This window comes from Hydrotalea sp. (assembly GCF_049968455.1).
Taxonomy (GTDB): Bacteria; Bacteroidota; Bacteroidia; order Chitinophagales; family Chitinophagaceae; genus Hydrotalea.
In genome coordinates this window covers 1-25,870 of sequence record NZ_JBMFQT010000009.1, presented here as the reverse complement: position 1 = coordinate 25,870, position 25,870 = coordinate 1, and the positions used below count along the sequence as shown (strand labels likewise).

The window sequence follows — 25,870 nt, the reverse complement described above, 5'->3', positions numbered from 1 at the left end:
AGTATGCAGGTATTGTGGTTAGCAAGTTGGTACCCCGATGCGTTTGAGCCTTATAATGGCGATTTCATTCAACGTAATGCCCGTTCCGTTGCTGAGTTAATGCCAATAACTGTTATACATGTTTTACAGGCCGGAAGCAATATTCATTCAAAATATAAATTTGAAATTAACAAGCAGCATCAACTGGAAGAATGGATTGTCTATTTCTCTTTTAAACCTACGCCCATCAAAAAATTAAATACTTTGTTATATCAACGTGCCTATGTGCAATGCTATAAAAAAGTTTTGAAGAAATATTTGTCTACTTATGGGAAACCTGCAATTGTGCACGTGCATGCACCATTTCGTGCCGGAATGGTGGCTAGAAAATGGTGCCGAAAAATGCACCTACCTTATATAGTTTCAGAACATGCATCTATGTATGCTGAAACAGCAATTGATGGCTATTTCGAAAAGCCTTTTTGGTTTAAAAATGCATTACTAAAAATAATGCAACAGGCAGCAATAGTAACCAATGTGTCATTCACTGTGGCAAATGCCATACAAAAAATATTCAATTTGTCAACCGTAACAGTTGTTCCCAATTTGGTAAATACCCAATATTTCCAATTTAAAGCTGAACCTCAACCCAATAAGTTTACTTTTTTGCATGTTTCATCCTTGTTGCCACAAAAAAATGTAAATGGAATTTTAAAAGCATTTGCCCTTTTAAAAAATGAATTTCAGCAATGGCAATTAGTAATTGTTGGGCCCAAATCGTCGGTTATTGAAGCTGAAATTGAGCAATTAGAATTAACAACATATGTGCATTTAACTGATACCGTACCTTATGAAAAGGTAGCCACCTACATGCAACAAGCCAATGCATTGGTTTTATTTAGTTGGCAGGAAAATGCACCATGTGTCATTTTTGAAGCCTTATGTTGTGGGTTGCCCGTTATTACATCATCAGCCGGTGGTGCAGCCGATTTTATAAATGAAAATAATGGAATAATTGTACCACCGGGCGATGAAATGGCTTTATTGAATGCTTACAGGCATATTCTGCAAGAATATTCAAAGTTTAATCGTTTTGCCATAGCTAACTCTGCTGGAAGGAAATTTGCACAATCGGTAATTGCATCGCAAATAGTGGCTTTATATAAGCCTTTTTTGGGGTAAGAAGATAATTTAAATGTAAAAAATACAGGTAGTTACATAGTTGACTGCTATCCTTATATCTTTGCAGTTGTATGAAGAATATCAGAAATTTTTGCATTATTGCCCATATTGACCACGGAAAAAGTACGTTGGCTGACAGATTGTTGGAAGAAACAAAAACAATTGGTTCTAGAGAAATGATGGACCAGGTACTAGATGATATGGATTTAGAGCGTGAAAAAGGAATTACCATAAAAAGTCATGCCATTCAAATTAACTATAATCATAAGGGTGAAGATTATACTTTAAACCTAATCGATACCCCCGGTCACGTTGATTTTAGTTATGAAGTTAGCCGCGCTTTAGCAGCTTGCGAGGGTGCATTATTGTTGGTAGATGCTACACAAGGTATTCAGGCTCAAACCATTAGTAACCTTTATTTGGCTATTGAAAACGATTTAGAAATTATTCCAGTCATCAACAAAATTGACATGGATGGGGCTATGATACCCGAAGTAACCGACCAAATTGTTGATTTAATAGGCTGCAAGCCCGAAGAAATTTTGTTGGCAAGCGGTAAAACCGGTATAGGCATTCAAGATATTTTGAATGCCATTGTTGAAAGAATTCCACCTCCGGCAGGTGATGAAAATGCCCCTTTACAAGCCTTAATTTTTGATAGTGTATTCAATAGCTTTAGAGGTATTATTGTTTATTTCCGAATAATGAATGGTACTTTACGTAAAGGAGATAAAATTCAATTCGTTTCAACCGGAGAAAACTATATAGCTGATGAAGTGGGCATCTTAAAATTAAACATGGTACCCAAAGATGCTTTAAGCGCAGGCAATGTAGGTTATATAATTACTGGTATTAAAAACGCAAAAGAGGTTAAAGTTGGTGATACCATCACATTAGCTGCCAATCCGGGTGAAATGATTCAGGGTTTTGAAGAAGTTAAACCCATGGTTTTTGCCGGTATTTACCCCGTTAATACAGATGATTTTGAAGAATTGCGGGAATGCATGGAAAAACTGCAGTTGAATGATGCATCACTAACATTTGAATTGGAAACATCCAAAGCACTTGGGTTTGGTTTCCGGTGCGGATTTTTGGGATTGCTACACATGGAAATTATTCAGGAACGTTTAGAGCGAGAATTCAATCAAACAGTAATTACTACCGTTCCTAACGTAAGTTTTCATGCATATTCTACAAAGGGAGATAAAATTATAGTGAACAATCCCTTTGAAATGCCCGACCCTACTCGTTTAGACAGAATTGAAGAGCCTTTTATTAAAGCACAAATTATTACTTTACCGGAATATATAGGTAATATTATGACCTTATGTTTAGGCAAACGAGGCATTCTTGTTAACCAATCATATTTAACCCCAACAAGGGTTGAATTAATTTTTGAAATGCCTTTAACTGAAATTGTATTCGATTTTTATGATAAGCTGAAAAGTAGTACACGTGGGTATGCTTCATTCGATTATTCCCCAATTGGCTATAGGGAAGCAGATATTGTAAAAATGGATATTTTATTAAATGGTGATAAGGTGGATGCTTTAAGTGCATTAATTCACCGTAGTAGGGCACAAGATTTTGGTAGAAAGCTTTGTGAAAAATTAAAAGAATTATTACCCAGACAACAATTTCAAATTGCTATACAAGCAGCCATTGGAGCTAAAGTTATAGCCCGAGAAACTATTTCGGCCATGCGAAAAGATGTAACCGCTAAATGTTATGGTGGTGACATTAGCCGTAAGCGTAAATTATTGGAAAAACAAAAAGAAGGGAAAAAACGTATGCGCCAAATTGGTAATGTAGAAGTACCTCAGGAGGCTTTTTTGGCTGTATTGAAAATAGATTAGTGATACCTTTATACTTATAAATACAAAGGCTGTCTTTCTCTTTTATTGAAGACAGCCTTTTTTCTATCATTTCATAAAACCTAAAATTCAACGATTTTAATGTTGAGGTTGATAGTATAACTTGACGAAAACTAATAGTTAGGCGCTATACCAATGTAATTATGTGGAGTAATAGACTTCAATTGCTTTTTTAATGCTGCCGGAATTTTTAATTCATCAATAAACTGATGCAAGGTTTTCTGATTAATTCCTTCTTTGCCTCTTGTCAAAGCTTTCAAAGCTTCATAAGGGTTGGGATAATTTTCTCTTCGTAAAATAGTTTGAATAGCTTCGGCAACAACAGCCCAGTTGGCATCTAAATCGCTTGCTAATTTTGCTTCATTCAAAACCAACTTACTCATTCCTTTGGCAATTGATTGAAGGGCAATCATGGTATGTGCAATAGGTATACCTAAATTTCTTAATACTGTTGAGTCAGTTAAATCGCGCTGCAAACGTGAAATGGGTAATTTATTCGCCAAATGGTTGGCTATAGCATTAGCCATGCCTAAATTGCCTTCCGCATTTTCAAAATCAATAGGATTTACTTTATGAGGCATTGCAGACGAGCCAACTTCCCCTTGTTTTGTTTTTTGTTTAAAGTAATCTAAACTAATGTATGTCCAAACATCTCTACAAAAATCTATTAATATGTTATTAATGCGTTGTATAGCATCTAAATGAGCAGCCAAACAATCGTAATGTTCAATTTGGGTGGTAAACTGTTGGCGTTGCAAGCCCAATTTTTTATCAACAAATTCATTCCCCAGTTGAATCCAATTTTTATGAGGGAATGCCACAACATGCGCATTAAAATTACCGGTAGCACCACCAAATTTAGCAGTATAAGGAATTTGCGTAAATAGTGCAATTTGACTATCTATACGTTCTACAAAAACCATCCATTCTTTACCCAACGAAGTAGGAGAGGCAGGTTGCCCGTGAGTGCGAGCCAGCATTGAAATTTTTTTCCATTGTTGTGCCTGCTGTTTTATCTGCTGTTTTAAGTTGAATAATGCCGGCAAATATTCTACTTCCATGCAATCTTTCCAACTTAAGGGAATTGCAGTATTATTTACGTCTTGAGATGTTAAACCAAAATGTACCCATTCTTTTAACGGGCCTACACCTATTTTATCTAATTGTTCTTTTATAAAATACTCAACTGCTTTAACATCATGATTGGTAGTAGCCTCTAATGCTTTAATATGATTGGCATCTGCTAAGCTAAACGAATCAGCTATATTCTGAATTTTCTTTTGTTGTGCTGCGGATAACTTAAAAAATTTTTTTTGCGCAAGAAATATGAAATAAGCTACTTCTACTTGTACGCGATATTTCATTAAAGCAAATTCCGAGAAATAACTATCCAATGAAGCCGTTTGTTTTCTATAACGTCCATCAATTGGCGAAACAGCGGTAAGTGAAGTAAGTTCCATGTAAAAATAATTTTCCGGTTGAAGAATGTTTTTAAGTTTTATTGGGTTTGTTACAGATAACCGTTCAAATAATCATTCACTTTAAAACATATACCTGTTAAAACAGTGAATTTTCTTTTCTTTGCATGCAAAAGTAAACGAATTGGACAAGAGAATAAGAGTTGGGGCTGTAAGTTATTTAAATACCAAGCCATTATTATATGGTGTAAAAAAGAATGCAGCACTGTTAGAACAAATAGCATTGATTGAGGATTATCCTGCAAGTATTGCCAATATGCTATTAAACGATGAAATTGATGTAGGCCTGATTCCTGTTGCGGTTATACCCAAAATGAAGGCTTCTTATATTATTACTGATTATTGCATTGGTGCAGAAAATGATGTTGCCTCTGTTTGTCTTTTCAGTGAAAAACCCATTGAAGAAATTACCCATGTTATGCTCGATTACCAGAGCCGAACTTCTGTTAATTTAGCGAAAGTATTGTTGAAACATTACTGGAAAAAAGAGGTGATTTTTGTAGATGGCGGCGTTGATTTTAGAGCGCAAATAAAAGGTACTACCGCCGGGGTTGTAATTGGCGATAGGGCATTAGAACAAAGAAAAATTTCACCATTTATTTATGATTTGGCAGGTAATTGGATTAAAATGACCGGATTGCCTTTTGTTTTTGCAGCTTGGATAGCCAATAAACCATTAAATGAAAATTTTATTACCGAATTTAATAGGGCTAATGCTTTAGGAATTGAACATTTAAATGATGTTTTAGCCAAGATAAATTATAGTACATATAACCTGCATACCTACTACTCACAAAATATTAGTTATGAATTGACGGATGAAAAAAGGAAAGGTTTGGAACTATTTCTATCTTTACTAAAAACCGTTTAAGCATTTCTACATGGCCATTATTACTGTAGTAACCATTTGTTATAATAATTTAGTCGAGCTTCAAAAAACTTGTGCTTCAGTTGATAAACAAACTAATGTCCCTTTTTGCCATTTAATTATTAATGGTTCCACTAACTATGATATTGCCATTTGGCTTTCTGCAACTCAACAGCCTTCATATCGCCAATGGATAAATGAGCCAGACAAAGGCATTGCAGATGCATTTAATAAAGGCGTTAAACATGCAGCCGACGGATTTATTCATTTATTAAATTCCGGAGATATTTATGCAAATGACAATGTTTTATTAGAGATAAATAATTTTTTAGATACTCATCCCAACATTAGTTGGATGAGCGGAAAGATTATTATAAAGCGTGCACAACATTGGGTTACCGTTGGTAAGCCTTTTGATGCAAAAAAATTATACAGAGGAATGCGAAGCATTGCACACCCAACTTGGTTTGTGAAAAAAGAAGTATATGAACGTTGTGGTTATTTTAATATGCAATACAAAATTGGAATGGATTATGATATGCTTTGCAAAATGAAGGATGAACCTTATGCCTTTTATAATGCCCCTGTAACAAAGTTTGATGATACAGGCATTAGCTCAACACAATACTTAGCCTCTTTGAAAGAAAATATTGTTATTTATGAAAGCCATTTCGACTTTTCACTTAAATGTCGTTTATGGCAATGGCGTTTAAAAATGCTGTATTTATTACTGCAAACAAGGGTTGGAAAATTTTTATTTCTTGTAAAGAAGAAATTAGGTTTAGAAAACCACTGATGTAGATTACATTTTTATGGCAATCCTTCCGGTATCATCCATTCTGTTCAACAATATTTGAATATTTTGCTCAGTAATGTATTCGTCAACGGCCTGCCGTGAACCCTTCCAAAAACCATAATCGTCAATAATTAAAACCCCGTTTTTATTTAATAATGGATAAAGGTGTATCATTTCATGCCGGGTTGAGGCATACCAATCAGTATCTAATCTTAATAATGCAATTTGATTGGGTATATAATTTGGAATAGTTTGCAGGATATCGCCTTCTATAAAATGAATATTTGCTGATGGATATGCAACATTCGCCAAATTCTTTTTTACTTCATCTAATGTTGAATAAGCCCATACAACACTTTCCGATTTGTTGTTGGCTTCATTTTGTAATTGATCTGCAGCATTTCTATTCAATGAGTCTTTATCTTCTTCTGTTGGAGGCGTCATGCCTGAAAAAGTATCATATAAATAAAGCTGTCTGTTATTAATACCTAATTGCAATAAAGTTTCTGCAATGGCCATCATACTGCCACCTTTCCAAACGCCACATTCTACAAAATCACCGGGAATATTATGTTGAATAACATATTTAACAGCCTCAATAAGACCAAACAACCGTTCATTGCTGGTCATAGTGTAAGGTCTTACTTTTTCAATAATTTGTATGTGAAAGGGTTCAAAATCTAATGGGTAAGGAGATTGTTTAGCCTCTAAACCAAATAATACTTTGAAGGCTTTAATGGGTTTAAAAATCATTTTCTACGTTGTGTTGAATGGATGCAAGTTAATGTGGGGGATGGGTATCGAAAAATTTTTTTATTGTAGTAATCATTTTTATTGCGGTTACATCGGCATAAGGAATGTTTACTACATATTCTAATTTCTTCATAATTTTTACATCATTTTTTTGTACTGCATCATCTATTGTATGCGGATAAACTGCTACAATATTGTTACTGAATGCTTCAGGATATGGAGCAAATCGGCCATATTGCGATCCATTAAAAACACCAAATGTGGTGGTGTTTACAAGTGCAGCCAAGTGTATTGAACCAGTATCAACGCTAATTAAACATTTTGCATTTTTTAAAACCAATAATAATTCCGGCAAGGTAGTTTTATTGGTTAAATCTTTAAGGGGATGATTATATTGTTTTACAAATGATCGGCTGTATTGCAAGTCATTTCTTGAACCACAAACTAAGGCCATCCAATTAAATCGTTCATATAAATAATTACTTACTTCTACAAAATTTTCAGTAGGCCAAATTCTTTTCTCATGGCGTGAACCGGGAAATATAACGAAGTAATCATGATAAATTCTTGAAGTAACATTTGAATGTATAATATTAATGGGGAAAGTTGGCTTAAAAACTTCACTGGTTTTACCTGTTACAAATTCGGTAAATGCTTTATTTCTATAAAATTCAAATACCGGTTTTTGCATTTCAGGCATTAAATATTTGTATAATCTAAAATCATACAACTGTTCATAAGATGCATAATTCTGCTTATTTCTAAACATACCATAAGTATTTTTAGCTTTAGCAGCTTTTACAATACTATCATCAATTCGTTTGGCACGGCTATATATAGGATTGATTACGATGTCATATCTTCCCAAATAAATATTTCTCAAAAACTTATATCGGTAAAGCATATTGGTTTTAAATGCATTCTTATGCAACCAAATACTATTAGAAAAATAATTTTTTGCTTGCAGATTAAAGAGTGTTCTTATCGATGTATTGCCCACAAAGTCAACTGCATAATTTTGTAATAAAGTACATTGCACCATTTCAGCAATAAAAGATTGCCATAAAACAAAATCACCAATCTCATCAGTACGTACAATTAGTGCTTTAGGGGTTGTATTTTTTTTTCTTCGTCCGGTAATGGCAAGTATTAAAACCAAGTCATATACCAATCCTTTTAAAAAATTAAGCATGGCATTTAAGGTTTTACTAGGTTAGGTTATTTATTTTTCCCCATCCATTTTTCAAAAAGCTGATGTGCATCGGGTGTTAGTTTAAATATAAATATACCAACTATGAATAGAATAGAAAAAATTGCCGAGCGAAATATAATGCCCGTCCATCCAATCATATGGTTAAATAAAAAATAGCTTATAAAAAATGCTTCAAAACCTAATAAAATGGCTATTATCGTTTTACCATTAAAGGGCTGCATTTGAAACTTTCTTCGTAAAAATTCAAATCGTATGAAATTATAAATTGTGTAGGAAGCCAATTCACCAATGGCAGAGCCAATAATGCCATAATGTTTTATTAAAAACCAGGTTAATGGAAGGCGCAGCGTTAATAAGATAACGCCGGAATTGAAATCAAATTTCCAATAGGTTGAGGTGTTAATTACCACATTATTTACACCGGTTCCTGCATCTATAATTCGTGCCATGCCTAAAATAAATAATACACCTAAACCCGATTGGTATTTGTTTTGCACATGCAACACTTCCATACTTTGCGATACATTTAGCCAAATATTACCAAATATAAAAAGCGCTAATAGTAGCAAATTAATACACGACCGAACATAGATTCGGTTAATTTCCTTGTAATCTTTATCCTTCCAGGCTTTGGCCAAATAGCCTGTTGCAATAGCTTGAATACTACGTTGGGGTACTTGTACCAAATTAGCCGCATATTGTGATAGTCCAAAAATACCTACCGAAACCAAATCCTGAAAATGTGCAATAAATACACTATCTACCGTTGCAGCAATGGAGCTTATTAGGGTTCCACCAAAAATAAAAGCCTGCATACTCAACATTTTTTTGCGAAACTTTTTGGTTACGCGGCTTATTTGAAATGGAAAATACAATTCTTTTCTTCTGCGTAAATACACTACCAACACAATAAATATGAATGTATATAAAAAGGTAAACAACCATACAAATGTGTTAAATGAAATTATTTTGAAATAAAATAGTAATATAAAAACCGTAGTCACAATGCGCATTACGGTTTCTTTTAAAAAGTTGGAAATAATAGTTTGATGTATGGCCCAACAATAAGCTTCTAAAACAGAAAAAAGTAGCATGCCTAAAGCGAAGGGAAACATAAGGTAATAAAAATCAACAATTAGTGGTGACTTTTGCTGGTAGGCATGTACAATTAAAGGTTGAAAATAAAAACCTGCTACCAACAAAATAATAAAACCGGTTAAAGCTGTACCCATTGCCCAAGTGACAATATCAATTTTTTGAGCAGGCAAATTGTCTTTATAATACGGATAGAATTTATAAATAACAGGAATAATGCCTAAACTGGAAAATATGTACATATTCTGCCCGAAATCAAAAAAAATGCGTGTTAATCCAAATTGTTCGGGAGTAAACGAGCCATTGGTTACATAAAAATAAGTGTTTAGTGCACCAACCAGAAAGCCGAGGTACACTAATATGCTTGAAACAATAGTTTGGTGACGTATACTACCCATAATAATTGATGCAGGTAAAAGCTATATTAAGCGCCAAATTTATGTATTCGATTAACAAATAAACGGATTAGGCCCTATATATTTATTCAAAACAAATTATCTTGCCAACTTAACTGTATTGATTTTTGTATGGTTTCAAACAACTTTAATCCATCATTTCGCCACCCACTTTACATTATTCGTAAAGGTTTATACAATAAAATTAAACAATACAGTGTTGAATTAAACGGAAACTTGTTAGACTTTGGATGTGGCGCTAAACCTTACCAAACTTTATTTACCCATGTAAATAAATATGTTGGGGTGGATTATGACAGTGAAGGACATGCACATCAAAATGAATCAATTGATTTTTTTTATGATGGGCATACTTTACCTTTTGAAACCCATAGTTTCGATAGTTTGTTTAGTTCAGAAGTTTTTGAACATGTATTTAATTTAGAGGCAATTTTACCTGAAATAAACCGTGTGCTAAAGCCGGGTGCTAAAATTTTAATTACTTGCCCATTTGCATGGGAAGAACATGAAATACCGGTTGATTATACCCGATATACCCAATTTGCTTTGCATAGTTTATTGCAAAAAAATGGATTTCGTATTTTAATAACCGATAAAAATGGTCATGCTACTGCCGCTTTACATCAGATGTTCATGGTGTATTTACACGACGATTGGTTGAATCGTGTTTTTATTTTATCAAAATTCAATTTTTTTAAGAAAGTGGTGCGGCAGATAATGATACCCTTTTTAAATTTATTATTCATTACAACAGAAAAATTATGGCCGGTAAATAGACGGCTTTATTTGAATACAATTATTGTAGCGGAAAAAATTGAAGACTGTTTTAAACAATAGCAATTCATGGAAAATGGTTTGAAGAAAATGGCATTTACAGTTTGCTCGGCTAACCATTTAGCTTATGCAAAAACTATGGCCGATAGTTTAATACAACATGCACCTGATTATACCGTAATTATTGGGCTAGCTGATAAAAATAATAATCGATTTAAAGATGAGGATTTTTTACCTCATCGCATTGTTGAAGTGGAATCGTTGGCTATTCCGAATTTTGATGCAATGAGTATTCAATATAATTTAATTGAACTGAATTGCGCTTTAAAACCTTTTATTGCACAATATATTTTTAATACAGAATACCCTGATATTTTACTTTACATTGATGCCGATATTTATTTTTACCAATCTCCGAGTGAAGCTGAACAAATTTTAAATGATAATGCAATAGCCATTACACCGCATTTTTTTACACCTATCAACGATGGTGCCTTGCCCATGGAACGTGATGTTTTAAGATCAGGTATTTACAATGCCGGATTTATTGCCATGAAGAAACACAGCATAACTGATAATTTCTTGCAATGGTGGGCTGAAAGGTTAACCAATCAATGCTTTTATAATTTTGCTGAAGGCATGGCTGTTGATCAAAACTGGCTAAACTTGGTTCCACTTTTTTTCGATAGAATTGCTATTATGCACCACAAAGGTTATAATGTAGCATATTGGAACTTACATGAAAGAAGTTTGGCCTTAAATAACAATCAAATATGGGTGAATAATGATGTGCTGCTTGTTTTTTTGCACATAAGCGGATATAAATTTGAAACCCCACAAATTTTATCAAGACATCAAACCAGATTTAACCTTTTACAACTACCCGTTTTAAATAAGCTCTTAGAAACCTACCGAAATAAGGTATATGAAAATGGTTACACAAAATATATTCATTTGCAATGTGCATATGCTAAAGCTGAAAAAAAATCAACCGGTTTAATGGCATTCGCGAATACAATACTAAAGCCGTTAGGGATTAAAATTACGAATGCATAATTTTTTCAATTTGTAAAACCATCACTACATTGTAGTCTATTTCGCAATTACTGCTAAAAAGTACTTTGTATTTTATATCGGAAATACTATTTAGTTGCTGAAGCATAAAATCATAGCCCATATGGGCATGAACGTGATATGGATTCATAGGTTGGCCAATATGTTTACATATTGCCTCATATTTAGGTTGATCGGGGAAAACCAAAATTAAATTACCACCACTCTTTAAAATTCTGATAAACTTGCATAATACCATTGCTGTGTTAGGTACATCCTCAATTAAGTGACTACTGTAAACGTAATCATATGTATTATCAGCAACCGGAATTTCATCATTAATTACATCGCAAGGTATATCTACTTTATCTTTTCCGGCATGGGCATAAGGCTGTGGATAATCAATGCCATCACATTCTGTTTTTTTAATTTTATCACCACCAAAACCAATATCGCATCCTTTACCTTCGCAAAAGGGTAATACCCATTTTCTAACTTTACTGGTTTCAGACTTATAATTGAATTGAATGCCAAACAAACGGGTTAAAGTGCCTTTAATTTTTCTGTTAACAAATGTTTCAAAATTCATAATTATTGGTTTAAAAGGCCTTTAAATGCATCAATCCTAAATTGAATAACGGGCCATGCTTTTGCAGGATGTCCTTGAAAAGTGTATTTGATTGCTAAAATAACCGATGCGGCTAACTTAAATGTATATTCAATATTTTTTTTAACAAAAGCCCAACGACTAATGGCTAAAACCCTTCTTCGTTCACCACGACCAATTCCACTGGCCACACGATACATGTATTCTTTTGTTAGTTTTTTTACTTCAACAACATGGTGTACAATAATTTGTGGATGATAATAAATTTGTTTGCCTAATGCTTGCAGTTTGTAAAAAAAATCTTTTCCTTCACCGCCAATACGCACAGTTCCGACAACGCCCGGTAACATTTCATTAAAACCACCTACCAACTTAAAGTCATCAGTTCGAATAATCATATTCGACTCTAAAGGATATTTTCCCGGGGCAAATACACATATTTCGGGGCTATAATCAAAATTCCCTACCAACGATGATACATAGTAACTCATCCATTTAGGTTCGCTTGGAATATATCTTGGAATAATTCTTCCACCTAAACCCCCTGCGTTAGGGTAAGCTTTAAAAAAATCAATAATTTTTTCTAAATAATCAGGCTCGGCTATGGCATCATCATCCATAAAACACAATAAAGCCCCTTTCGCCAATGCAGCACCGGTATTACGTGCATATGAAGCGCCTTGTTTGGGTTCATTCAAAGAATAAAAAAAATAATCAGCATGTGCTGCTATAAATGATTGACAAATAGTCTCTGTATTATCTGTAGAATTATTATTCACCACAATTACTTCGTATAAATTTTTATTGAAGGTTTGATGCACTAAACTACTAAGGGCAGCCTCAATATAAGCCGCACGATTGTAGGTGCAGATAACAACTGATATTTGAATATTATTTTCCATGCAAATTTTCTAAAATACTATGTGCATTTTGCGCAATATTACCCCAAAAAAATGCTTTATAAAAAGAATTCGGAGTTTCCTTATTAAATTTTGTAACTAGTATAATTGCTTCAGCAAAAGCATTCATGTCATTGTCTGCCACAATCCATAACTTTTCCTGCGCAATATTATTTGGAATTCCTCTACTGCCGGATGTAGTAGTAATGACTATAGTATTTTGCGCAAGCGCTTCAACTAACTTGGTTTTAATGCCTGTTGCCATTGTTCCGGGATGAATGAATGCATCAACGCCCAAATTCATTTCGTTAATATTTGTTACAAAACCTATGTATTTTATTTCAGGAATTTGTTCAAATGCATCTTTTAAAAAAGTGGGTAATGCAGTACCGCAAATAATAAGGGTAAAATTGAATTGCTTATGGCGAAGCAATGGAATTAAATGATGGATGATGTTTTGTAGTGCTTCAGAATTGGGTGCATAATTAAGTGTGCCATTAAACAACAACAAACAATTATTTTCAGCAATATTATATTTGTTACAAATAATTTTACGTACTTTAATTTTTTCAGTAATAGAAGGTGGAGATTGCTGAAATGTTCCATAACGAACAACTGCCACTTTTGAAGGATGTAATTTCCAATGCTGTATTGCATAGTGTGCATCTTCTTCACACTTAAAAAAGTTATAAGTACATAGTTGATGCATCCATTTTTCGTATTGTAAATATAATTTCCAATAGCTGCGGTTCAATAATTTAAAACGAAAGCCTTCAATATTGTGAGAGTGAATAATGTAAGGCAAGCCTGTGAAAATATGTAATAAATAGCCTAACCATCCCCAATACGAATGCTCAATAATGATTATTTGAATGTTGTTTTTTTTAATATATTGAATAAGCGCAGGTATTTTTATTAAATTGGCAATGCCTCTACGTTGAACATATAAATGGTTGTATTTATGTTCGAACGGGATATCATTCCAATTATTATTCCCGGCACAAGCAATGAATATTTCATCAAAATGAGCTAAAGATTTATAAAAATCTACAATCCCTTTTTGCCCACCCATTGCTGCCGGGAATACTTTGTACGAAACAATAGCAAGTATTCGCATACTATATTTTATTCAGGCTTACTATTCTTTAGCCTGAATGAATGAACAATAGCAGCAATGATTAATATCCATACCAATGCTGATGCACCAATTGCAATCTTCGTACTATTATAATATGATGCAGGTTTAAATTCAAACACAATTTCATGTTTACCTGCAGGAATTGACAAGCCACGCAAAACATAATTTGTTTGAATAATAGGAACTTCCTTGCCATCAATATAGGCTTTCCAACCTCTGTTATAATAAATTTCACTAAATACGGCAAAACCATTGCTACTGCTGTTCGATGTATAATGAATAATATCATTATCATTTTTTACCAATTGAATACTGGCAGCAGTATCGGTTGTATTCGTATAAGTTACCAATGACTGTTGTGCCGCATCAATGATAGCAGTATCTTTTGGTGTAAAGTTGTTTAATGCTTTCATTACCGCAGCCGGACCGTTTACAAATTGTACGGTTTTTACAAACCAACAAGGACCTAATGCTTCGGGATTCAATTGTACCTCGGGTTTATTGGTAGCAGGATTATTAACAATAATGTACTTGGTATTTAGCATATTTAATACCTGCCTGTTCATAGGTTGTTTTCTTAGCTGGAAATTCAGTAAGTCTTCAACAATACTTAATTTGGCCGGATGATAGCCGCCAACAGAATGAAAATGATAGGAGGTAAGTGCATCGTTAAAAACATCTTGTGTTAAATTCAAAACCCGATAGTACGATGTATCTTTTAAAATTTGTTGATCTGCAGCGGAAGGTTTAAAATAAGCATCATCAATAGATTCTTCATCTTGGAAGTTTTTTTCACTGAAATATCTGCGATCAATACTTATGTTATCTGCGGCAATTAGTATAACTATTGCTGCAATAGCATAAGTAACTTTCAGTTTGTTTTTCAAATAAAAGAAAATAGTGGCGGCAGCCAAAACAACAAAAATAATAGAACGCAGCAAGTCTGCACCAAATAGACTTCTTCTATCTGAAACCAGCGCATTATAAATGCTATTGGCTTCAGTTGTATTACCTTGGGTTAATTGCGTAAAATACGTTTTTAAATTAGCGTCTGCCGGAGCAGCATAATCAAAACTAAAGTATAGCAATATGGCCAATACAAAAAAGGCACCTGTAATAATCAGCGTTTTTTTCAATGCAAAAATGGCAAAAGCTTTGTCTTTAGTATCGAAAAATAATTGTTGCAGTACCAATATTGCTACAAAAGGAAAAGTAAACTGAGGAATTACCAACGTCATTGTGGGTACCCTAAATTTATTGTAGAGTGGCAGGTGGTTGAATAAAAACTCGTTAAAGAACATGAAGTTTTTGCCCCAACTCATTAGCAAAGCCACTACCGTTAATATTAACAACCACCACTTATGTGGTGTTTTCAAATAAACGATTCCAAAAATGAATAATAAACATAAAACGGCACCTAAATATACCGGACCGCTTGTAAAAGGTTGATTGCCCCAGTAAGAAGGCATACTTTCGGCGAACTGAGCAGCCTGATCATCGGGTACCCCTTTTTGTTGCAACATTTTTGCAATATGTGAATCGGCATTCAGTTCACCACTAGAGGCACCACCATATACATCAGGAATTAATAATGTAAAACTTTCCGCTTTTCCATAACTCCAATTAAAGGCATAGTCAATGGGTAATCCGGCAGTTTTTCGAGTTGACGTAGCATTGGCAGCGGTATCTAAATTCAACGTGCCATTACGCATAGTGGCTTTTGAATAATCGTTAGTGGTAGCCAACGTTACTAAGTTACATGCGGCACCAATAGCCCCGGCAATAAATGTTAATATTAATGCTTTAACTAAATGTTTATAATCTTTTGCCTTTATCCATTGAATAATAAATCCCATGGTCACAAATGCTGCTATAATAATAAAGTAATAAGCAATTTGTAAATGGTTTTGAGCAATTAATAACCCACTAAATAAAGCGGTTAAAGCTGTTCCCCACCAATATTTTTTTTCATAAATAAGCCATATGGCTCCAACTAATGCAGGCACATATCCTAATGCAAGCATTTGTGTATCATGTCCTGCCGCAACAATAATAGCAGAAAAAGAAGCATAGGCATAACCAATACTTCCTGCTATGCCAATCCAATAATTGGTTTTAACCACTTGACTCAGAAAATAAAACGATATACACAACAAAAAGAAATAACCAATAGGTTTTGGTAAAAACAACATGAATAACGGATGCGCATATACTATAGAAACCGGATTGGCTGCTGTTAAAATAATTTGATAGGCAGGCATTCCACCAAATAAATTGTTATTCCATAAAGGATAACGACCATGGGTATCTTTATACTGAATTAAATCTTGCGCCATTCCCCGCCAGTGAATAACATCACTTTGTTGAAGCACCTTCCCTTCGAGGGTGGGTTTTGAAAACAAAACAGCTACAATTGCAAATAATACTATGGCAATAATATGTGGCAATAAATTTTTTAAAGCAACATTTTTCATGTGGTTGTTTTTATTGTTTAAAGAAACCAATGTATGTTTAATTCATATTATGATTAACAATTACAAGTTGACATATTATATGTAACATTGTTTTTTTGCAAAAGCAAATTAATGGTATTTTGAACGAAATTTTATGAAACAGCAATTTTTATTCTTAAACCAGGTGGCTTTTATTGGTAATATAGCTTTTATAGTGACAATGATTATGCATTATAGCGGCCCTATATTTCAGAATAAAGATTTAGAAAGTTATTGGTTGGTTGCAGGGCATGCGGTTATTATATTAAATATTTATTTGCTGTTAAATTTAATTTTTAAAAGAAGTTTTATTCAATTGGCGCCAAAATGGTTAATAGGCTTTAATGGTAGCTTATTATTATTGGAAGCAATTTATTTTTTAAGCCTTTAAATTGTAAAATTTAATTTAGGCCTGTTTGGAAAATTCATTTATCAGCATATTCACAACAACTTTATCAATTGGCAAGTGAACAGTTTCGCTGGTTAATGCTGATAACGGAATCCATCTTAATCTCTCATACTGGCCATTGGTATCGGCAATTTCCTCCGGTGTAAAATCAAACAGAATTGACGTGGTTTTTAAATTTGCTATATCCTCATCAAGGGCGGAAACTTTATAGTATATTGATATTATTTGATCAATAGTGTTGAAGGCAGATATTTGAAAAAAATCGGTGGTGTAAAAATGTTCTTTGAGTGTAACGTGTAAACCGGTTTCTTCTAAAAACTCACGTTCTAAGCAAGAACGTGTGCCTTCTCCTAATTCTAGACCACCGCCCGGAAATTTTGTAAAATAATTGCCACGAATAAATTCATCACTCACCAAAATTTGGTTGTTGTGTATGAGTAAGCCGTAAACCCTAATGGTGAATTTTTTAGGCTTACTCAGTTTTTCGTACGCAATAGGCTGGTGCATAATTTTATAATTTTTTTATAATTCAATTTCGCCTTTAAAAACATAAGCGGCAGGGCCGCATAACCATATATTCGAAAAATTTTCGCCTAATTTATCAAATTCCACTGCCAATTTACCGCCTAGAGTATTTACTTCAATACGGTTAAATCCGGCATCATTATGTGCAAAAATCAAAGCAGCCGCAGTTACGCCTGTTCCACAACTTAATGTTTCATTTTCTACGCCACGCTCATAAGTTCTAACGGTAATGGAATCCTCATTCACCATTTCCACAAAGTTTACATTAACGCCTTCTTTTTCAAAGTCTTTACTAAAGCGAATGGAGCGACCTTCTTTAAACACTTCGTAATTATCAATGTCTGTTACAATTTTCACATAATGAGGCGAACCGGTATTCAATAAAAAATCGCCATAATAATGTTCAATATTATCAACATTTTTCATCTGTAAATCAACCCAACCATTTTTTTCAAAATGCGCTTCATGTGGGCCATCAATGGCTATAAAATGGTACTTTTCTTTTTTTAAACCAATATCATTAGCAAATTTCACCAAACAGCGTCCTCCATTACCACACATGGTACTTTCATTACCATCAGCATTATAGTACTTCATTTCAAAGTCGTAGGTATTGCTTTGATTTAATAACATTAAACCATCTGCACCAATACCAAAACGCCTATTGCAGAGAAAATTAATTTGTTCGGTAGTTAAAGTTAATTTTGTTGTTCGGTTATCAAGTATAATAAAATCGTTACCGGTGCCCTGATATTTATAAAAATTAAGTTGCATATAATTTATAGTGTACTTATAATAGATAAAGCTTTTTTAATTAAGTTTTCAACTGCCAGTGCTCCATCTTTACTAAATTCTTTTTGTATTCTATTGGCCACAATTACGTTAACCGATAAACACTGATGACCTAATAGTTTACCCAAACCATATATGGCACTGGTTTCCATTTCAAAGTTACTAATTCGATGTTCACCACTGCTAAAGCTGCTAAAATTATCTACTAATCCCGGATTAGCTAATCCTAACCGCAAAACTCTACCTTGTGGGCCATAGAAACCTGGGCAGGTAACGGTAATGCCATGGTGAAAGCCTTCAACAAAATGTTTTAAAATACTAATACTTCCTGTGGCTATGTAAGGTTGAATATTTCCTGATAATTGTGTGTGTACAATAAAATTTTTTAGAATTTGTTGTTCTGCCTCATTGGCTTGATAGGGATAATAATGCAATAAGTTATCTAAACCAAGTCCATGGGTACCTACTACAAAGCTATCAACAGGAATATCGGCCTGCAATGCCCCTGAAGTACCTAACCGAATAATTTTTAGTGATTGTAAATTAGATTTAATGGTACGTGTGGTGAAATCAATATTTTTTAGTGCATCTAATTCATTCATCACAATATCTATATTATCCGGCCCAATTCCGGTAGAAATAACAGTTAAACGTTTTTTGCCAATATATCCGGTGTGTGTTACAAATTCTCTGTGTTGTCTTTTAACTTCAATTGAATCGAAATGTTTGCTAATTTTTTCTACACGGTCAGGGTCGCCTACTGTAATAACGGTATCGGCCAATTCATCAGGTGTTAAATCAACATGGTAAACAGCACCACGTTCATTAATAATAAGTTCAGATGGAGCAATTGTATTCATAATTTTTTTTTGAAATTGCAAAATTAGAATTTTGTATTTAGTTACGATGCTTTATTTTCGCAACCTGAAATAAATGGTCCTGTGGCCGAGTGGCTAGGCAGAGCTCTGCAAAAGCTTGTACAGCGGTTCGAATCCGCTCGGGACCTCTAAACATAAAAGGATTACGCTGGTAATCCTTTGTTTTCTTTATGAAATATACACAAACCATTGGAATTATTGCCGCCATTTTAATGATAGCTAACTGCTATTTACCTTGGATATATATACCTTCAGTCAATTTAACATTAAATGGTATTCATGGAACTGTGAACGACCAATTTACTTTTGGTCAACAAATCATTTCACAAGTTTTTTTCTCTGGTTTGCTAATAACAGGCTTTTTACTTCCCAAAGTATGGGCAAAGCGTACCAATATTTTCCTTGGATTTATTAATATGGCCTGGGCCGTAAAAAACTTTGTTTTATTTTCAATATGTAGGGCAGGAGAATGCCCACAAATAAAAATGGGGTTATATATTACTTTAATTTTAGGTGCAATTGTATTAGTAATGACATTGTTACCTAAATTAAATGTACCTGTTGAGCGAAATATTCGTTGATGAATTTAGCGTCTTTATTATTACCCTTCAATTAGTTTAGCTATACCAAAGGCAGCAGCTGCTGCAGCAGCACCAATCATCATTACACGTAAACCTCCCAATAATGGTGGAATGCCGGTAATTTTGCTTTTAAAATATCCGAAAATAAATAAACATATTAGAGTTACTATTACTGAAATTTTCAATCCATTAATTGCTTCACTAACGAAAAAATAGGGGCTAAGGGGTACAAGACCACCTACGATATAAGACAAACCTATATTAAAAGCACTTTTTCTAGCCCTTTTGGGGTCGGGTACTTCTAAACCCAATTCGTGCTTCATCATAAAATCAACCCAACGCTGCTTATCTTTAATAATTTCTTGTGTAGCTTCTTCTTGCACTTGTTCACTTAGCCCCCAATTTCTAAATACAGAACGAACTTCTTCAATTTCAACTTCCGTTTTATTTTCAATTTCCCAGAATTCCTTCTTTATTTCACTATTATAATGGTCAACTTCTGTTCTGCCTGCCAAGTAACCTCCTAAGCCCATGGCGATTGAACCTGCAGCAATTTCTGCTATTCCGGCTACCCAAATTAAGTTAACCTGATTCCCCACTGCACCACTTAATCCTGCAGCTAATGCAAAGGGAACTGTAAGACCGTCACTCATGCCAATTACAATGTCTGTCAATAAATCTGAACTTTGTAAATGTTCTTCTTTGTGGTGCAAATGGGTATCTAACATAGGTTAAAAATAAATAAAAACACTATTGAAATTGTTGCAAAGTTGTTTTAATAATTTGAATAGCTTCTTTTAGTTGTGCTTCCGTAATAATTAAAGGAGGAGCAAAACGAATTTTGTCGCCATGTGTCGGTTTGGCTAATAAACCATTTTCTTTTAATGCTAAACAAATGTCCCAGGCAGCATCTTCATTGGCATGTTGAATAACAATGGCATTTAATAGACCTTTACCACGTATGGTTTGAATATGTGGGCTATTAATTTTAGCTAATTCTGATCGAAATAAATTGCCCATTTTCTCTGCATTTTCGGCCATTTTTTCATCTTTAATTACTTGCAATGCTGTAACGGCTACTGCACAAGCTAAAGGATTACCGCCATACGTGCTACCATGTTCTCCGGGTTGAATGGTTAGCATAATTTCATTATCGCAAAGAACGGCACTTACAGGCATAGTGCCTCCGCTTAAAGCCTTTCCTAATATTAAAATATCGGGGCGAACATGTTCGTGATCGCAAGCCAGCATTTTTCCGGTGCGGGCTAAGCCTGTTTGGATTTCATCGGCAATGAATAAAACGTTATATTCATTACATAAATCACGAACTCCTTTTAAATATCCATCATTGGGAACCACTACACCAGCCTCGCCTTGAATGGGTTCAACCATAAATGCTGCTACATTTTTATCCTGCAAAGCTTTTTCTAGTGCGGTTAAATCGTTGTATGGTACCAATTCAAAACCAGGCATGAATGGACCAAAGTTTTTATAGCTAGATGGATCGGTTGAAGCTGAAATTGCTGCGAGGGTTCTTCCCCAAAAATTACCTTCGGCAAAAATAATTTTGGCTTTATTTTCAGGTATACCTTTTCTTACATAGCCCCATCTACGAGCTAGTTTTATAGCAGTTTCTCCCCCTTCAACACCTGTATTCATGGGTAAAACCTTATCATACCCAAAATAATCGGTAATGAATTTTTCAAATTCACCCAATTTATTATTGTAGAAAGCCCGGGAAGTAAGGGTAAGTTTTTGAGCTTGTGCACTCAAACTTTCAATTATTTTAGGATGGCAATGTCCCTGATTAACAGCGGAATAACCACTTAAAAAATCAAAGTATCTTTTTCCCTCAACATCATATACAAAAACTCCTTCACCTTTTTCTAATACAACAGGCAATGGGTGATAATTGTGGGCACCATATTTTTCTTCTAAGTCAATAAAATAGCTACTGCTATATATTTGCTGAGTTAACATAACAATCAAGTTAAATGTAAATAAATTAAGATAGAATTAAAATTAAAGCCAATTACAGGCTAAAGCATAAATAAGAACAAACTAAAAAAGTAGAAATACTTTTACCCCAAGGGATGATCTAAAAAATCGAGGTTATATTGTAAGAAGCGTTTCATTCTGCGAAGCAAGTTACGAAATGCCTTGAATAAAACGGATGTAAATTCCTTTTTTTATTGAAAATGAGGTCATACGGTTGTTTTTTTCTTAATTATATAAATATTATTGCTAAATGTGTATAAAATGCATTTGTTTTGTCTACAAAATTTACATTTCCACGGCTTGTGTATAATTTGTATAAAAAAGATGAAATTAATATGGATATTTCATTTCAGTTTATTACCTTTGCCGTCCCGAAAAAAATAGCATCATGGCAAGAGTATGTCAGGTTACAGGAAAAAAACCATTAACAGGAAACAAAGTTTCACATTCAAACATTAAAACGAAGCGTCGTTTTCTGCCGAATTTGCAAACTAAACGTTTCTTTTTTGCAGAAGAAGACCGTTGGGTAACTTTAAAAGTTTCTGCTGACGCCATTCGTACCATTAATAAAAATGGATTGGCTACAGTGATTAAGCAATTAAGAGCCGACGGCGTAAAAATTTAATTAAACCAGTAAATTACCCATTACAATGGCAAAGAAAGGTAATAGAGTACAAGTAATATTAGAATGCACCGAGCATAAAGCCTCAGGCTTGCCGGGCACCAGTCGTTACATTTCCGTAAAAAACAAAAAAAATACACCGGAACGTCTGGAGTTAAAAAAATACAACCCAATTCTGAAAAAAGTTACTGTTCATAAAGAAATTAAATAATTATGGCAAAAGCAGCAAAAACAGCGATTAAGACCAAAGACCAAAAGGCCGCCGCTGAAGCAAAAAACTGGACTAAAGTTATTAAACCCGTACGCAGCCCCAAAACCGGTGCTTACACATTTAAAGAAGCTATTGTGCACAAGGATAAAGTAAAAGAATTTTTAGCTAAGTAGTTTTTTGCAATTAAATTATGCAAGGCTTTCCACAAATGGAAAGCTTTTTTTTATTCAAAATTTGTGTTGATTGTTGTTATTGATTGGATATAATGTATACACAAAATTTTTCTATAAATTTTAGTGTTAATTTTACTCACATTTACATTACTCATTGAAAGAATTTTTATGGGATTTTTTGATAAGTTATTCGGCAAGAAAGAAAAGGAAAGTTTAGACCAGGGACTGCAAAAAACCAAAGAGGGTTTTCTATCTAAAATATCAAAAGCCATTGCCGGTAAAAGTACGGTTGATGCAACAGTGTTGGATGAATTAGAAGAAGCATTGATTGGTGCCGATGTAGGTATTGATACCACTTTACAAATTATTGCACGTATTGAAGAGCGGGTTAAAAAAGATAAGTACGTTAATACTGCAGAACTAAATAATTTATTAAAAGATGAAATTCAAAATGTGTTAAAAATAGCTAATGAAAGTGAAAAACATTTTGAAATTCCAAACGATAAAAAGCCATTTGTAATTTTAATTGTTGGAGTAAATGGGGTAGGTAAAACAACCACAATTGGCAAATTAGCTCACAACTATAAAAAAGCGGGCTATTCTGTTTTACTTGGTGCAGCTGATACATTTAGAGCAGCAGCAGTTGATCAATTAACTATTTGGAGTGAAAGAGTTGGGGTTCCTATTGTAAAACAAGCTATGGGTAGCGACCCAAGTGCTGTTGCATTTGATACTGTTAAAAGTGCTGTTGCAAGGAATACTGATGTTGTAATTATTGATACGGCCGGCCGTTTGCACAATAAAGCACATTTAATGGAAGAGCTATCGAAAATTAAGCGCGTAATTCAAAAAGTAATTCCTAATGCACCGCATGAAGTAATGTTGGTACTTGATGGTTCAACAGGACAAAATGCATTAGAACAAGCTAAGCAATTTACGGCTGCAACTAATGTATCGGCTATTACTATTACTAAATTAGATGGAACTGCTAAAGGTGGGGTAGTACTAGCAATTGCCAATCAATTTAAAATTCCCGTAAAGTTTATAGGGGTAGGTGAAAAAATTGATGATTTATTGGTGTTTGATAAAAAAGAATTTGTTGATAGTTTATTTTCATGACAAAATTAGTAATTCCTAAAAGCAAAAAAGTTCGAAGTATTGATGACAACTTCGAACTTCTTCTATAATATTTCTTCGTGTTTTATTTAGAATGTATATCTGATACCTAAACCACCCCAACCGCCTTCGAAATAGGAATAACCTACTAAATTGAAAGATGGTTGCCAGTCGAAACTAACATTTAAAGGAGCTCCTTTAATTTTATAGTCCAAGCCCAATACACCATCAATGCCAATAGCTATTCCACTATTTCTATTAGGATAATCTCTTTCCCAATTATTGTTATAAGAACCAATATGAGCACCAGGGCCAACATACCATTTTAAGCCGGGAGCACCATTAATATCGCCATGTATTTCATACAAGCCTGTTAATCGAAAACCATACTGCCAAAAATAGCCTAAACCCTCAACAGCATTATTGCCATTTACAAAATGTTTTACAGAAACTGCACCGGGATAAATTTTTAAACCCACCGCTGTTTGATAGGAGCTACTTAAATTTTGCGCCTGCAATGAAGCAATACCAACAAATAAAGAGAAGAGGCTTAGGATGAATAATTTTTTCATAATACATATTTTTACAAAATTATCAAAAAATCGTGCCAATTTTTTGTGTATAAAACTTTGATGCTGAATAATTTTATTTCAAATTTTTCCTGTTAGTTTGTGGTATGCATACGTTTGAACAACTTACAGAATTATTTGGAAAGTATTTTTCAGCACAACAATTACCAACTTTACCTAAAAACTTATATGACCCATGTAGATATTTTCTGCAGTTAGGGGGAAAAAGAATTCGTCCGGTTTTTTGTTTAATGGGTAATGAGTTGTTTGGTTACATTCATGAAGATGCTTATAAAGTAGGAACTGCAATTGAACTGTTTCACAACTTCACTTTAATACATGATGATATTATGGATGAAGCCGAACTACGCAGGGGCAAACCTACTGTTCACACTAAATATGGAAATACTGCTGCTTTATTATCGGGTGATGTAATGATGATAAAAGCTTACCAATATTTAGAAAATATTCAAACAGAATATTTAAAAAACATTTTGCTTTTATTTAATAAAACAGCAGTAGAAGTTTGCGAAGGCCAACAATTGGATATGGATTATGCGCAAGATAATCGCATTGATTTATATGAATATATAAAAATGATTGAACTAAAAACATCTGTTTTATTGGCAGCTAGTTTAGAAATGGGGGCAATCATAGGTGGTGCTAGTGAGGGGAGTAGCAAACATTTATATGCGTTTGGAAAAAATTTAGGTATTGCATTTCAAATACAGGATGATTATTTAGATGCGTTTGGTGAAGCTGCAAAATTTGGTAAAGAAATTGGTGGCGATATTAAACAAAATAAAAAAACAGCTTTACTAATTCGTGCATTAGAGGTAGCGACAGATGCACAACGACTAAAGTTGAACAATGCTTTGAATAACAATGCTGATAATAAAGTTGAAACTGTTATTGAACTATTTCGTGAATGTGGCGTTCCTGAATGGGCAAAAGCTTTAAAAGAAGAATATTTGAATAAAGCAATGTATCATTTAGAAGAAGTTGCTGTTCAAAGCACTAGAAAAAAACATTTAAAAGATATTGCTGCATTTCTTATTCAAAGAGATTATTAGTGTATCTTCCTTTTTTTAATAAATAGCGATTGCATGTCGACCTTATTTCGTAAAAAATCAATTGACAAAATTGTTGCCGATTCTGAGGCAGGATTAACAGATGGCCATCATCAATCATTAAACCGCGTACTAACGGTAAAGGATTTAACATTCATGGGCATTGCTGCCATTATTGGTGCAGGAATTTTCTCAACTATTGGTACGGCAGCTTTTAATGGAGGACCCGGTATTGCATTTCTTTTCATTATAACAGCAATTACATGTGGCTTTAGTGCATTGTGTTATGCTGAATTTGCTAGTAGGGTT

At 33.9% G+C, this 25,870-nt stretch carries 27 protein-coding genes, 1 tRNA gene and 1 pseudogene; 15 read left to right on the top strand and 14 right to left on the bottom strand.

Annotated elements, in window-relative coordinates; translation table 11 throughout:
- The first annotated feature begins 3 nt into the window (after window positions 1-3).
- Together ACP5P5_RS07970 and lepA are read left to right on the top strand one after the other, a co-directional pair.
- Window positions 4-1,161: a glycosyltransferase gene (locus ACP5P5_RS07970; RefSeq protein ID WP_428285575.1), complete on the top strand. Its 1,158-nt coding sequence runs from the start codon at window positions 4-6 to the stop codon at window positions 1,159-1,161.
- A 71-nt stretch (window positions 1,162-1,232) separates the two neighbouring features.
- A complete protein-coding gene (lepA, locus tag ACP5P5_RS07965) occupies window positions 1,233-3,017 on the top strand; it encodes a translation elongation factor 4 (protein WP_428285574.1) in 1,785 nt (594 codons plus the stop codon).
- Window positions 3,018-3,148: 131 nt separating this feature from the next.
- Here the strand turns inward: lepA and purB are convergent, their stop codons facing one another.
- The gene (purB, locus tag ACP5P5_RS07960; protein ID WP_428285573.1) at window positions 3,149-4,495 is read right to left on the bottom strand and encodes an adenylosuccinate lyase; all 1,347 of its coding nucleotides are present in this window, start codon (window positions 4,493-4,495) and stop codon (window positions 3,149-3,151) included.
- 142 nt (window positions 4,496-4,637) lie between these two features.
- Between purB and ACP5P5_RS07955 the strand changes: the two genes are divergently transcribed.
- Window positions 4,638-5,384, top strand: coding sequence for a menaquinone biosynthetic enzyme MqnA/MqnD family protein (locus tag ACP5P5_RS07955; protein ID WP_428285572.1), 747 nt, complete (start codon window positions 4,638-4,640; stop codon window positions 5,382-5,384).
- Window positions 5,385-5,394: 10 nt separating this feature from the next.
- Entirely contained in the window at window positions 5,395-6,177 is a 783-nt protein-coding gene (locus tag ACP5P5_RS07950; protein WP_428285571.1) for a glycosyltransferase, read from the top strand.
- Between the two features lie 6 nt (window positions 6,178-6,183).
- Here ACP5P5_RS07950 and ACP5P5_RS07945 read toward each other — a convergent pair whose 3' ends face one another.
- Genes ACP5P5_RS07945 through ACP5P5_RS07935 form a run of 3 tightly spaced genes read right to left on the bottom strand, consistent with a single transcriptional unit; the run spans window position 6,184 to window position 9,636 of the window.
- The gene (locus ACP5P5_RS07945) at window positions 6,184-6,930 is read right to left on the bottom strand and encodes a TylF/MycF/NovP-related O-methyltransferase (RefSeq protein ID WP_428285570.1); all 747 of its coding nucleotides are present in this window, start codon (window positions 6,928-6,930) and stop codon (window positions 6,184-6,186) included.
- Between the two features lie 28 nt (window positions 6,931-6,958).
- Window positions 6,959-8,122, bottom strand: coding sequence for a glycosyltransferase family 9 protein (locus tag ACP5P5_RS07940; RefSeq protein WP_428285569.1), 1,164 nt, complete (start codon window positions 8,120-8,122; stop codon window positions 6,959-6,961).
- Window positions 8,123-8,148: 26 nt separating this feature from the next.
- Window positions 8,149-9,636: a lipopolysaccharide biosynthesis protein gene (locus tag ACP5P5_RS07935; protein ID WP_428285568.1), complete on the bottom strand. Its 1,488-nt coding sequence runs from the start codon at window positions 9,634-9,636 to the stop codon at window positions 8,149-8,151.
- A 129-nt stretch (window positions 9,637-9,765) separates the two neighbouring features.
- Between ACP5P5_RS07935 and ACP5P5_RS07930 the strand changes: the two genes are divergently transcribed.
- Together ACP5P5_RS07930 and ACP5P5_RS07925 are read left to right on the top strand one after the other, a co-directional pair.
- Entirely contained in the window at window positions 9,766-10,491 is a 726-nt protein-coding gene (locus ACP5P5_RS07930) for a class I SAM-dependent methyltransferase (RefSeq protein WP_428285567.1), read from the top strand.
- A 6-nt stretch (window positions 10,492-10,497) separates the two neighbouring features.
- A complete protein-coding gene (locus ACP5P5_RS07925) occupies window positions 10,498-11,484 on the top strand; it encodes a hypothetical protein (RefSeq protein WP_428285566.1) in 987 nt (328 codons plus the stop codon).
- Here the strand turns inward: ACP5P5_RS07925 and ACP5P5_RS07920 are convergent.
- The 4 genes from ACP5P5_RS07920 to ACP5P5_RS07905 are packed head-to-tail and all read right to left on the bottom strand — an operon-like array spanning window position 11,471 to window position 16,599.
- Window positions 11,471-12,070, bottom strand: a complete 600-nt coding sequence (locus tag ACP5P5_RS07920; RefSeq protein WP_428285565.1) for a class I SAM-dependent methyltransferase — start codon at window positions 12,068-12,070, stop codon at window positions 11,471-11,473. The genes ACP5P5_RS07925 and ACP5P5_RS07920 overlap by 14 nt on opposite strands.
- A gap of 2 nt (window positions 12,071-12,072) precedes the next feature.
- A complete protein-coding gene (locus ACP5P5_RS07915; protein ID WP_428285564.1) occupies window positions 12,073-12,990 on the bottom strand; it encodes a glycosyltransferase family 2 protein in 918 nt (305 codons plus the stop codon).
- Window positions 12,980-14,104: a glycosyltransferase gene (locus tag ACP5P5_RS07910; RefSeq protein ID WP_428285563.1), complete on the bottom strand. Its 1,125-nt coding sequence runs from the start codon at window positions 14,102-14,104 to the stop codon at window positions 12,980-12,982. The genes ACP5P5_RS07915 and ACP5P5_RS07910 overlap by 11 nt, the downstream gene beginning before the upstream one ends.
- Window positions 14,105-14,112: 8 nt before the next feature.
- On the bottom strand, window positions 14,113-16,599 hold the full coding sequence (locus ACP5P5_RS07905; RefSeq protein WP_428285562.1) for a YfhO family protein: 2,487 nt from the start codon (window positions 16,597-16,599) through the stop codon (window positions 14,113-14,115).
- A gap of 133 nt (window positions 16,600-16,732) precedes the next feature.
- Between ACP5P5_RS07905 and ACP5P5_RS07900 the strand changes: the two genes are divergently transcribed.
- Window positions 16,733-17,008 (top strand): hypothetical protein, encoded by a 276-nt coding sequence (locus ACP5P5_RS07900; RefSeq protein ID WP_428285561.1) that lies wholly within the window; start codon window positions 16,733-16,735, stop codon window positions 17,006-17,008.
- A 15-nt stretch (window positions 17,009-17,023) separates the two neighbouring features.
- Here the strand turns inward: ACP5P5_RS07900 and ACP5P5_RS07895 are convergent, their stop codons facing one another.
- From ACP5P5_RS07895 to ACP5P5_RS07885, 3 genes are read right to left on the bottom strand one after another with little or no spacing between them, the layout of a single operon-like run.
- Complete coding sequence (locus ACP5P5_RS07895; protein ID WP_428285560.1) at window positions 17,024-17,533, bottom strand: NUDIX domain-containing protein; 510 nt, start codon at window positions 17,531-17,533, stop codon at window positions 17,024-17,026.
- A 15-nt stretch (window positions 17,534-17,548) separates the two neighbouring features.
- The gene (dapF, locus tag ACP5P5_RS07890) at window positions 17,549-18,325 is read right to left on the bottom strand and encodes a diaminopimelate epimerase (RefSeq protein WP_428285559.1); all 777 of its coding nucleotides are present in this window, start codon (window positions 18,323-18,325) and stop codon (window positions 17,549-17,551) included.
- A 5-nt stretch (window positions 18,326-18,330) separates the two neighbouring features.
- On the bottom strand, window positions 18,331-19,203 hold the full coding sequence (locus ACP5P5_RS07885) for a nucleoside phosphorylase (protein WP_428285558.1): 873 nt from the start codon (window positions 19,201-19,203) through the stop codon (window positions 18,331-18,333).
- A gap of 75 nt (window positions 19,204-19,278) precedes the next feature.
- Here ACP5P5_RS07885 and ACP5P5_RS07880 point away from each other — a divergent pair.
- Together ACP5P5_RS07880 and ACP5P5_RS07875 are read left to right on the top strand one after the other, a co-directional pair.
- Window positions 19,279-19,349: transfer RNA gene (locus tag ACP5P5_RS07880), tRNA-Cys, on the top strand.
- A 42-nt stretch (window positions 19,350-19,391) separates the two neighbouring features.
- On the top strand, window positions 19,392-19,802 hold the full coding sequence (locus tag ACP5P5_RS07875; protein ID WP_428285557.1) for a hypothetical protein: 411 nt from the start codon (window positions 19,392-19,394) through the stop codon (window positions 19,800-19,802).
- Window positions 19,803-19,822: 20 nt separating this feature from the next.
- Here ACP5P5_RS07875 and ACP5P5_RS07870 read toward each other — a convergent pair whose 3' ends face one another.
- Entirely contained in the window at window positions 19,823-20,530 is a 708-nt protein-coding gene (locus tag ACP5P5_RS07870) for a VIT1/CCC1 transporter family protein (RefSeq protein WP_428285556.1), read from the bottom strand.
- Window positions 20,531-20,552: 22 nt separating this feature from the next.
- Entirely contained in the window at window positions 20,553-21,782 is a 1,230-nt protein-coding gene (gene rocD, locus ACP5P5_RS07865; protein WP_428285555.1) for an ornithine--oxo-acid transaminase, read from the bottom strand.
- A 406-nt stretch (window positions 21,783-22,188) separates the two neighbouring features.
- Between rocD and rpmB the strand changes: the two genes are divergently transcribed.
- The 4 genes from rpmB (at window position 22,189) to ftsY (ending at window position 23,925) form a co-directional block, all read left to right on the top strand.
- Entirely contained in the window at window positions 22,189-22,425 is a 237-nt protein-coding gene (gene rpmB / locus ACP5P5_RS07860) for a 50S ribosomal protein L28 (protein WP_428285554.1), read from the top strand.
- A 25-nt stretch (window positions 22,426-22,450) separates the two neighbouring features.
- Window positions 22,451-22,633, top strand: coding sequence for a 50S ribosomal protein L33 (gene rpmG / locus ACP5P5_RS07855; RefSeq protein ID WP_428285553.1), 183 nt, complete (start codon window positions 22,451-22,453; stop codon window positions 22,631-22,633).
- 2 nt (window positions 22,634-22,635) lie between these two features.
- Complete coding sequence (locus tag ACP5P5_RS07850; RefSeq protein ID WP_428285552.1) at window positions 22,636-22,806, top strand: DUF4295 family protein; 171 nt, start codon at window positions 22,636-22,638, stop codon at window positions 22,804-22,806.
- A 168-nt stretch (window positions 22,807-22,974) separates the two neighbouring features.
- Window positions 22,975-23,925 carry a signal recognition particle-docking protein FtsY gene (gene ftsY / locus ACP5P5_RS07845; protein WP_428285551.1) on the top strand — a complete coding sequence of 317 codons (951 nt, stop codon included), beginning with the start codon at window positions 22,975-22,977 and terminating at the stop codon, window positions 23,923-23,925.
- Window positions 23,926-24,011: 86 nt separating this feature from the next.
- On the opposite strand, the gene ACP5P5_RS07840 is transcribed toward ftsY, so the two are convergent.
- Window positions 24,012-24,494, bottom strand: a complete 483-nt coding sequence (locus tag ACP5P5_RS07840; RefSeq protein WP_428285550.1) for a hypothetical protein — start codon at window positions 24,492-24,494, stop codon at window positions 24,012-24,014.
- Between the two features lie 104 nt (window positions 24,495-24,598).
- On the opposite strand from ACP5P5_RS07840, the gene ACP5P5_RS07835 reads away from it, so the two are divergent.
- Both ACP5P5_RS07835 and ACP5P5_RS07830 read left to right on the top strand, forming a co-directional pair.
- Window positions 24,599-25,564, top strand: coding sequence for a polyprenyl synthetase family protein (locus ACP5P5_RS07835; protein WP_428285549.1), 966 nt, complete (start codon window positions 24,599-24,601; stop codon window positions 25,562-25,564).
- A gap of 33 nt (window positions 25,565-25,597) precedes the next feature.
- A pseudogene (locus ACP5P5_RS07830) lies at window positions 25,598-25,870 on the top strand (amino acid transporter); the annotation flags it as partial.

What these genes read in the sequence shown, in the direction of transcription:
- ACP5P5_RS07875 (WP_428285557.1), top strand. Translation starts at nt 19,392, where the DNA reads ATGAAATATACACAAACCATTGGAATTATTGCCGCCATTTTAATGATA.
- ACP5P5_RS07900 (WP_428285561.1), top strand. Translation starts at nt 16,733, where the DNA reads ATGAAACAGCAATTTTTATTCTTAAACCAGGTGGCTTTTATTGGTAAT.
- ACP5P5_RS07910 (WP_428285563.1), bottom strand. Translation starts at nt 14,104, where the DNA reads ATGCGAATACTTGCTATTGTTTCGTACAAAGTATTCCCGGCAGCAATG.
- rpmG (WP_428285553.1), top strand. Translation starts at nt 22,451, where the DNA reads ATGGCAAAGAAAGGTAATAGAGTACAAGTAATATTAGAATGCACCGAG.
- ACP5P5_RS07835 (WP_428285549.1), top strand. Translation starts at nt 24,599, where the DNA reads ATGCATACGTTTGAACAACTTACAGAATTATTTGGAAAGTATTTTTCA.
- rocD (WP_428285555.1), bottom strand. Translation starts at nt 21,782, where the DNA reads ATGTTAACTCAGCAAATATATAGCAGTAGCTATTTTATTGACTTAGAA.
- ACP5P5_RS07935 (WP_428285568.1), bottom strand. Translation starts at nt 9,636, where the DNA reads ATGGGTAGTATACGTCACCAAACTATTGTTTCAAGCATATTAGTGTAC.
- ACP5P5_RS07915 (WP_428285564.1), bottom strand. Translation starts at nt 12,990, where the DNA reads ATGGAAAATAATATTCAAATATCAGTTGTTATCTGCACCTACAATCGT.
- ACP5P5_RS07970 (WP_428285575.1), top strand. Translation starts at nt 4, where the DNA reads ATGCAGGTATTGTGGTTAGCAAGTTGGTACCCCGATGCGTTTGAGCCT.
- ftsY (WP_428285551.1), top strand. Translation starts at nt 22,975, where the DNA reads ATGGGATTTTTTGATAAGTTATTCGGCAAGAAAGAAAAGGAAAGTTTA.
- ACP5P5_RS07920 (WP_428285565.1), bottom strand. Translation starts at nt 12,070, where the DNA reads ATGAATTTTGAAACATTTGTTAACAGAAAAATTAAAGGCACTTTAACC.
- dapF (WP_428285559.1), bottom strand. Translation starts at nt 18,325, where the DNA reads ATGCAACTTAATTTTTATAAATATCAGGGCACCGGTAACGATTTTATT.
- ACP5P5_RS07940 (WP_428285569.1), bottom strand. Translation starts at nt 8,122, where the DNA reads ATGCTTAATTTTTTAAAAGGATTGGTATATGACTTGGTTTTAATACTT.
- ACP5P5_RS07850 (WP_428285552.1), top strand. Translation starts at nt 22,636, where the DNA reads ATGGCAAAAGCAGCAAAAACAGCGATTAAGACCAAAGACCAAAAGGCC.
- ACP5P5_RS07905 (WP_428285562.1), bottom strand. Translation starts at nt 16,599, where the DNA reads ATGAAAAATGTTGCTTTAAAAAATTTATTGCCACATATTATTGCCATA.
- ACP5P5_RS07925 (WP_428285566.1), top strand. Translation starts at nt 10,498, where the DNA reads ATGGAAAATGGTTTGAAGAAAATGGCATTTACAGTTTGCTCGGCTAAC.
- purB (WP_428285573.1), bottom strand. Translation starts at nt 4,495, where the DNA reads ATGGAACTTACTTCACTTACCGCTGTTTCGCCAATTGATGGACGTTAT.
- ACP5P5_RS07885 (WP_428285558.1), bottom strand. Translation starts at nt 19,203, where the DNA reads ATGAATACAATTGCTCCATCTGAACTTATTATTAATGAACGTGGTGCT.
- lepA (WP_428285574.1), top strand. Translation starts at nt 1,233, where the DNA reads ATGAAGAATATCAGAAATTTTTGCATTATTGCCCATATTGACCACGGA.
- ACP5P5_RS07895 (WP_428285560.1), bottom strand. Translation starts at nt 17,533, where the DNA reads ATGCACCAGCCTATTGCGTACGAAAAACTGAGTAAGCCTAAAAAATTC.
- ACP5P5_RS07945 (WP_428285570.1), bottom strand. Translation starts at nt 6,930, where the DNA reads ATGATTTTTAAACCCATTAAAGCCTTCAAAGTATTATTTGGTTTAGAG.
- ACP5P5_RS07950 (WP_428285571.1), top strand. Translation starts at nt 5,395, where the DNA reads ATGGCCATTATTACTGTAGTAACCATTTGTTATAATAATTTAGTCGAG.
- ACP5P5_RS07840 (WP_428285550.1), bottom strand. Translation starts at nt 24,494, where the DNA reads ATGAAAAAATTATTCATCCTAAGCCTCTTCTCTTTATTTGTTGGTATT.
- ACP5P5_RS07930 (WP_428285567.1), top strand. Translation starts at nt 9,766, where the DNA reads ATGGTTTCAAACAACTTTAATCCATCATTTCGCCACCCACTTTACATT.
- ACP5P5_RS07870 (WP_428285556.1), bottom strand. Translation starts at nt 20,530, where the DNA reads ATGTTAGATACCCATTTGCACCACAAAGAAGAACATTTACAAAGTTCA.
- rpmB (WP_428285554.1), top strand. Translation starts at nt 22,189, where the DNA reads ATGGCAAGAGTATGTCAGGTTACAGGAAAAAAACCATTAACAGGAAAC.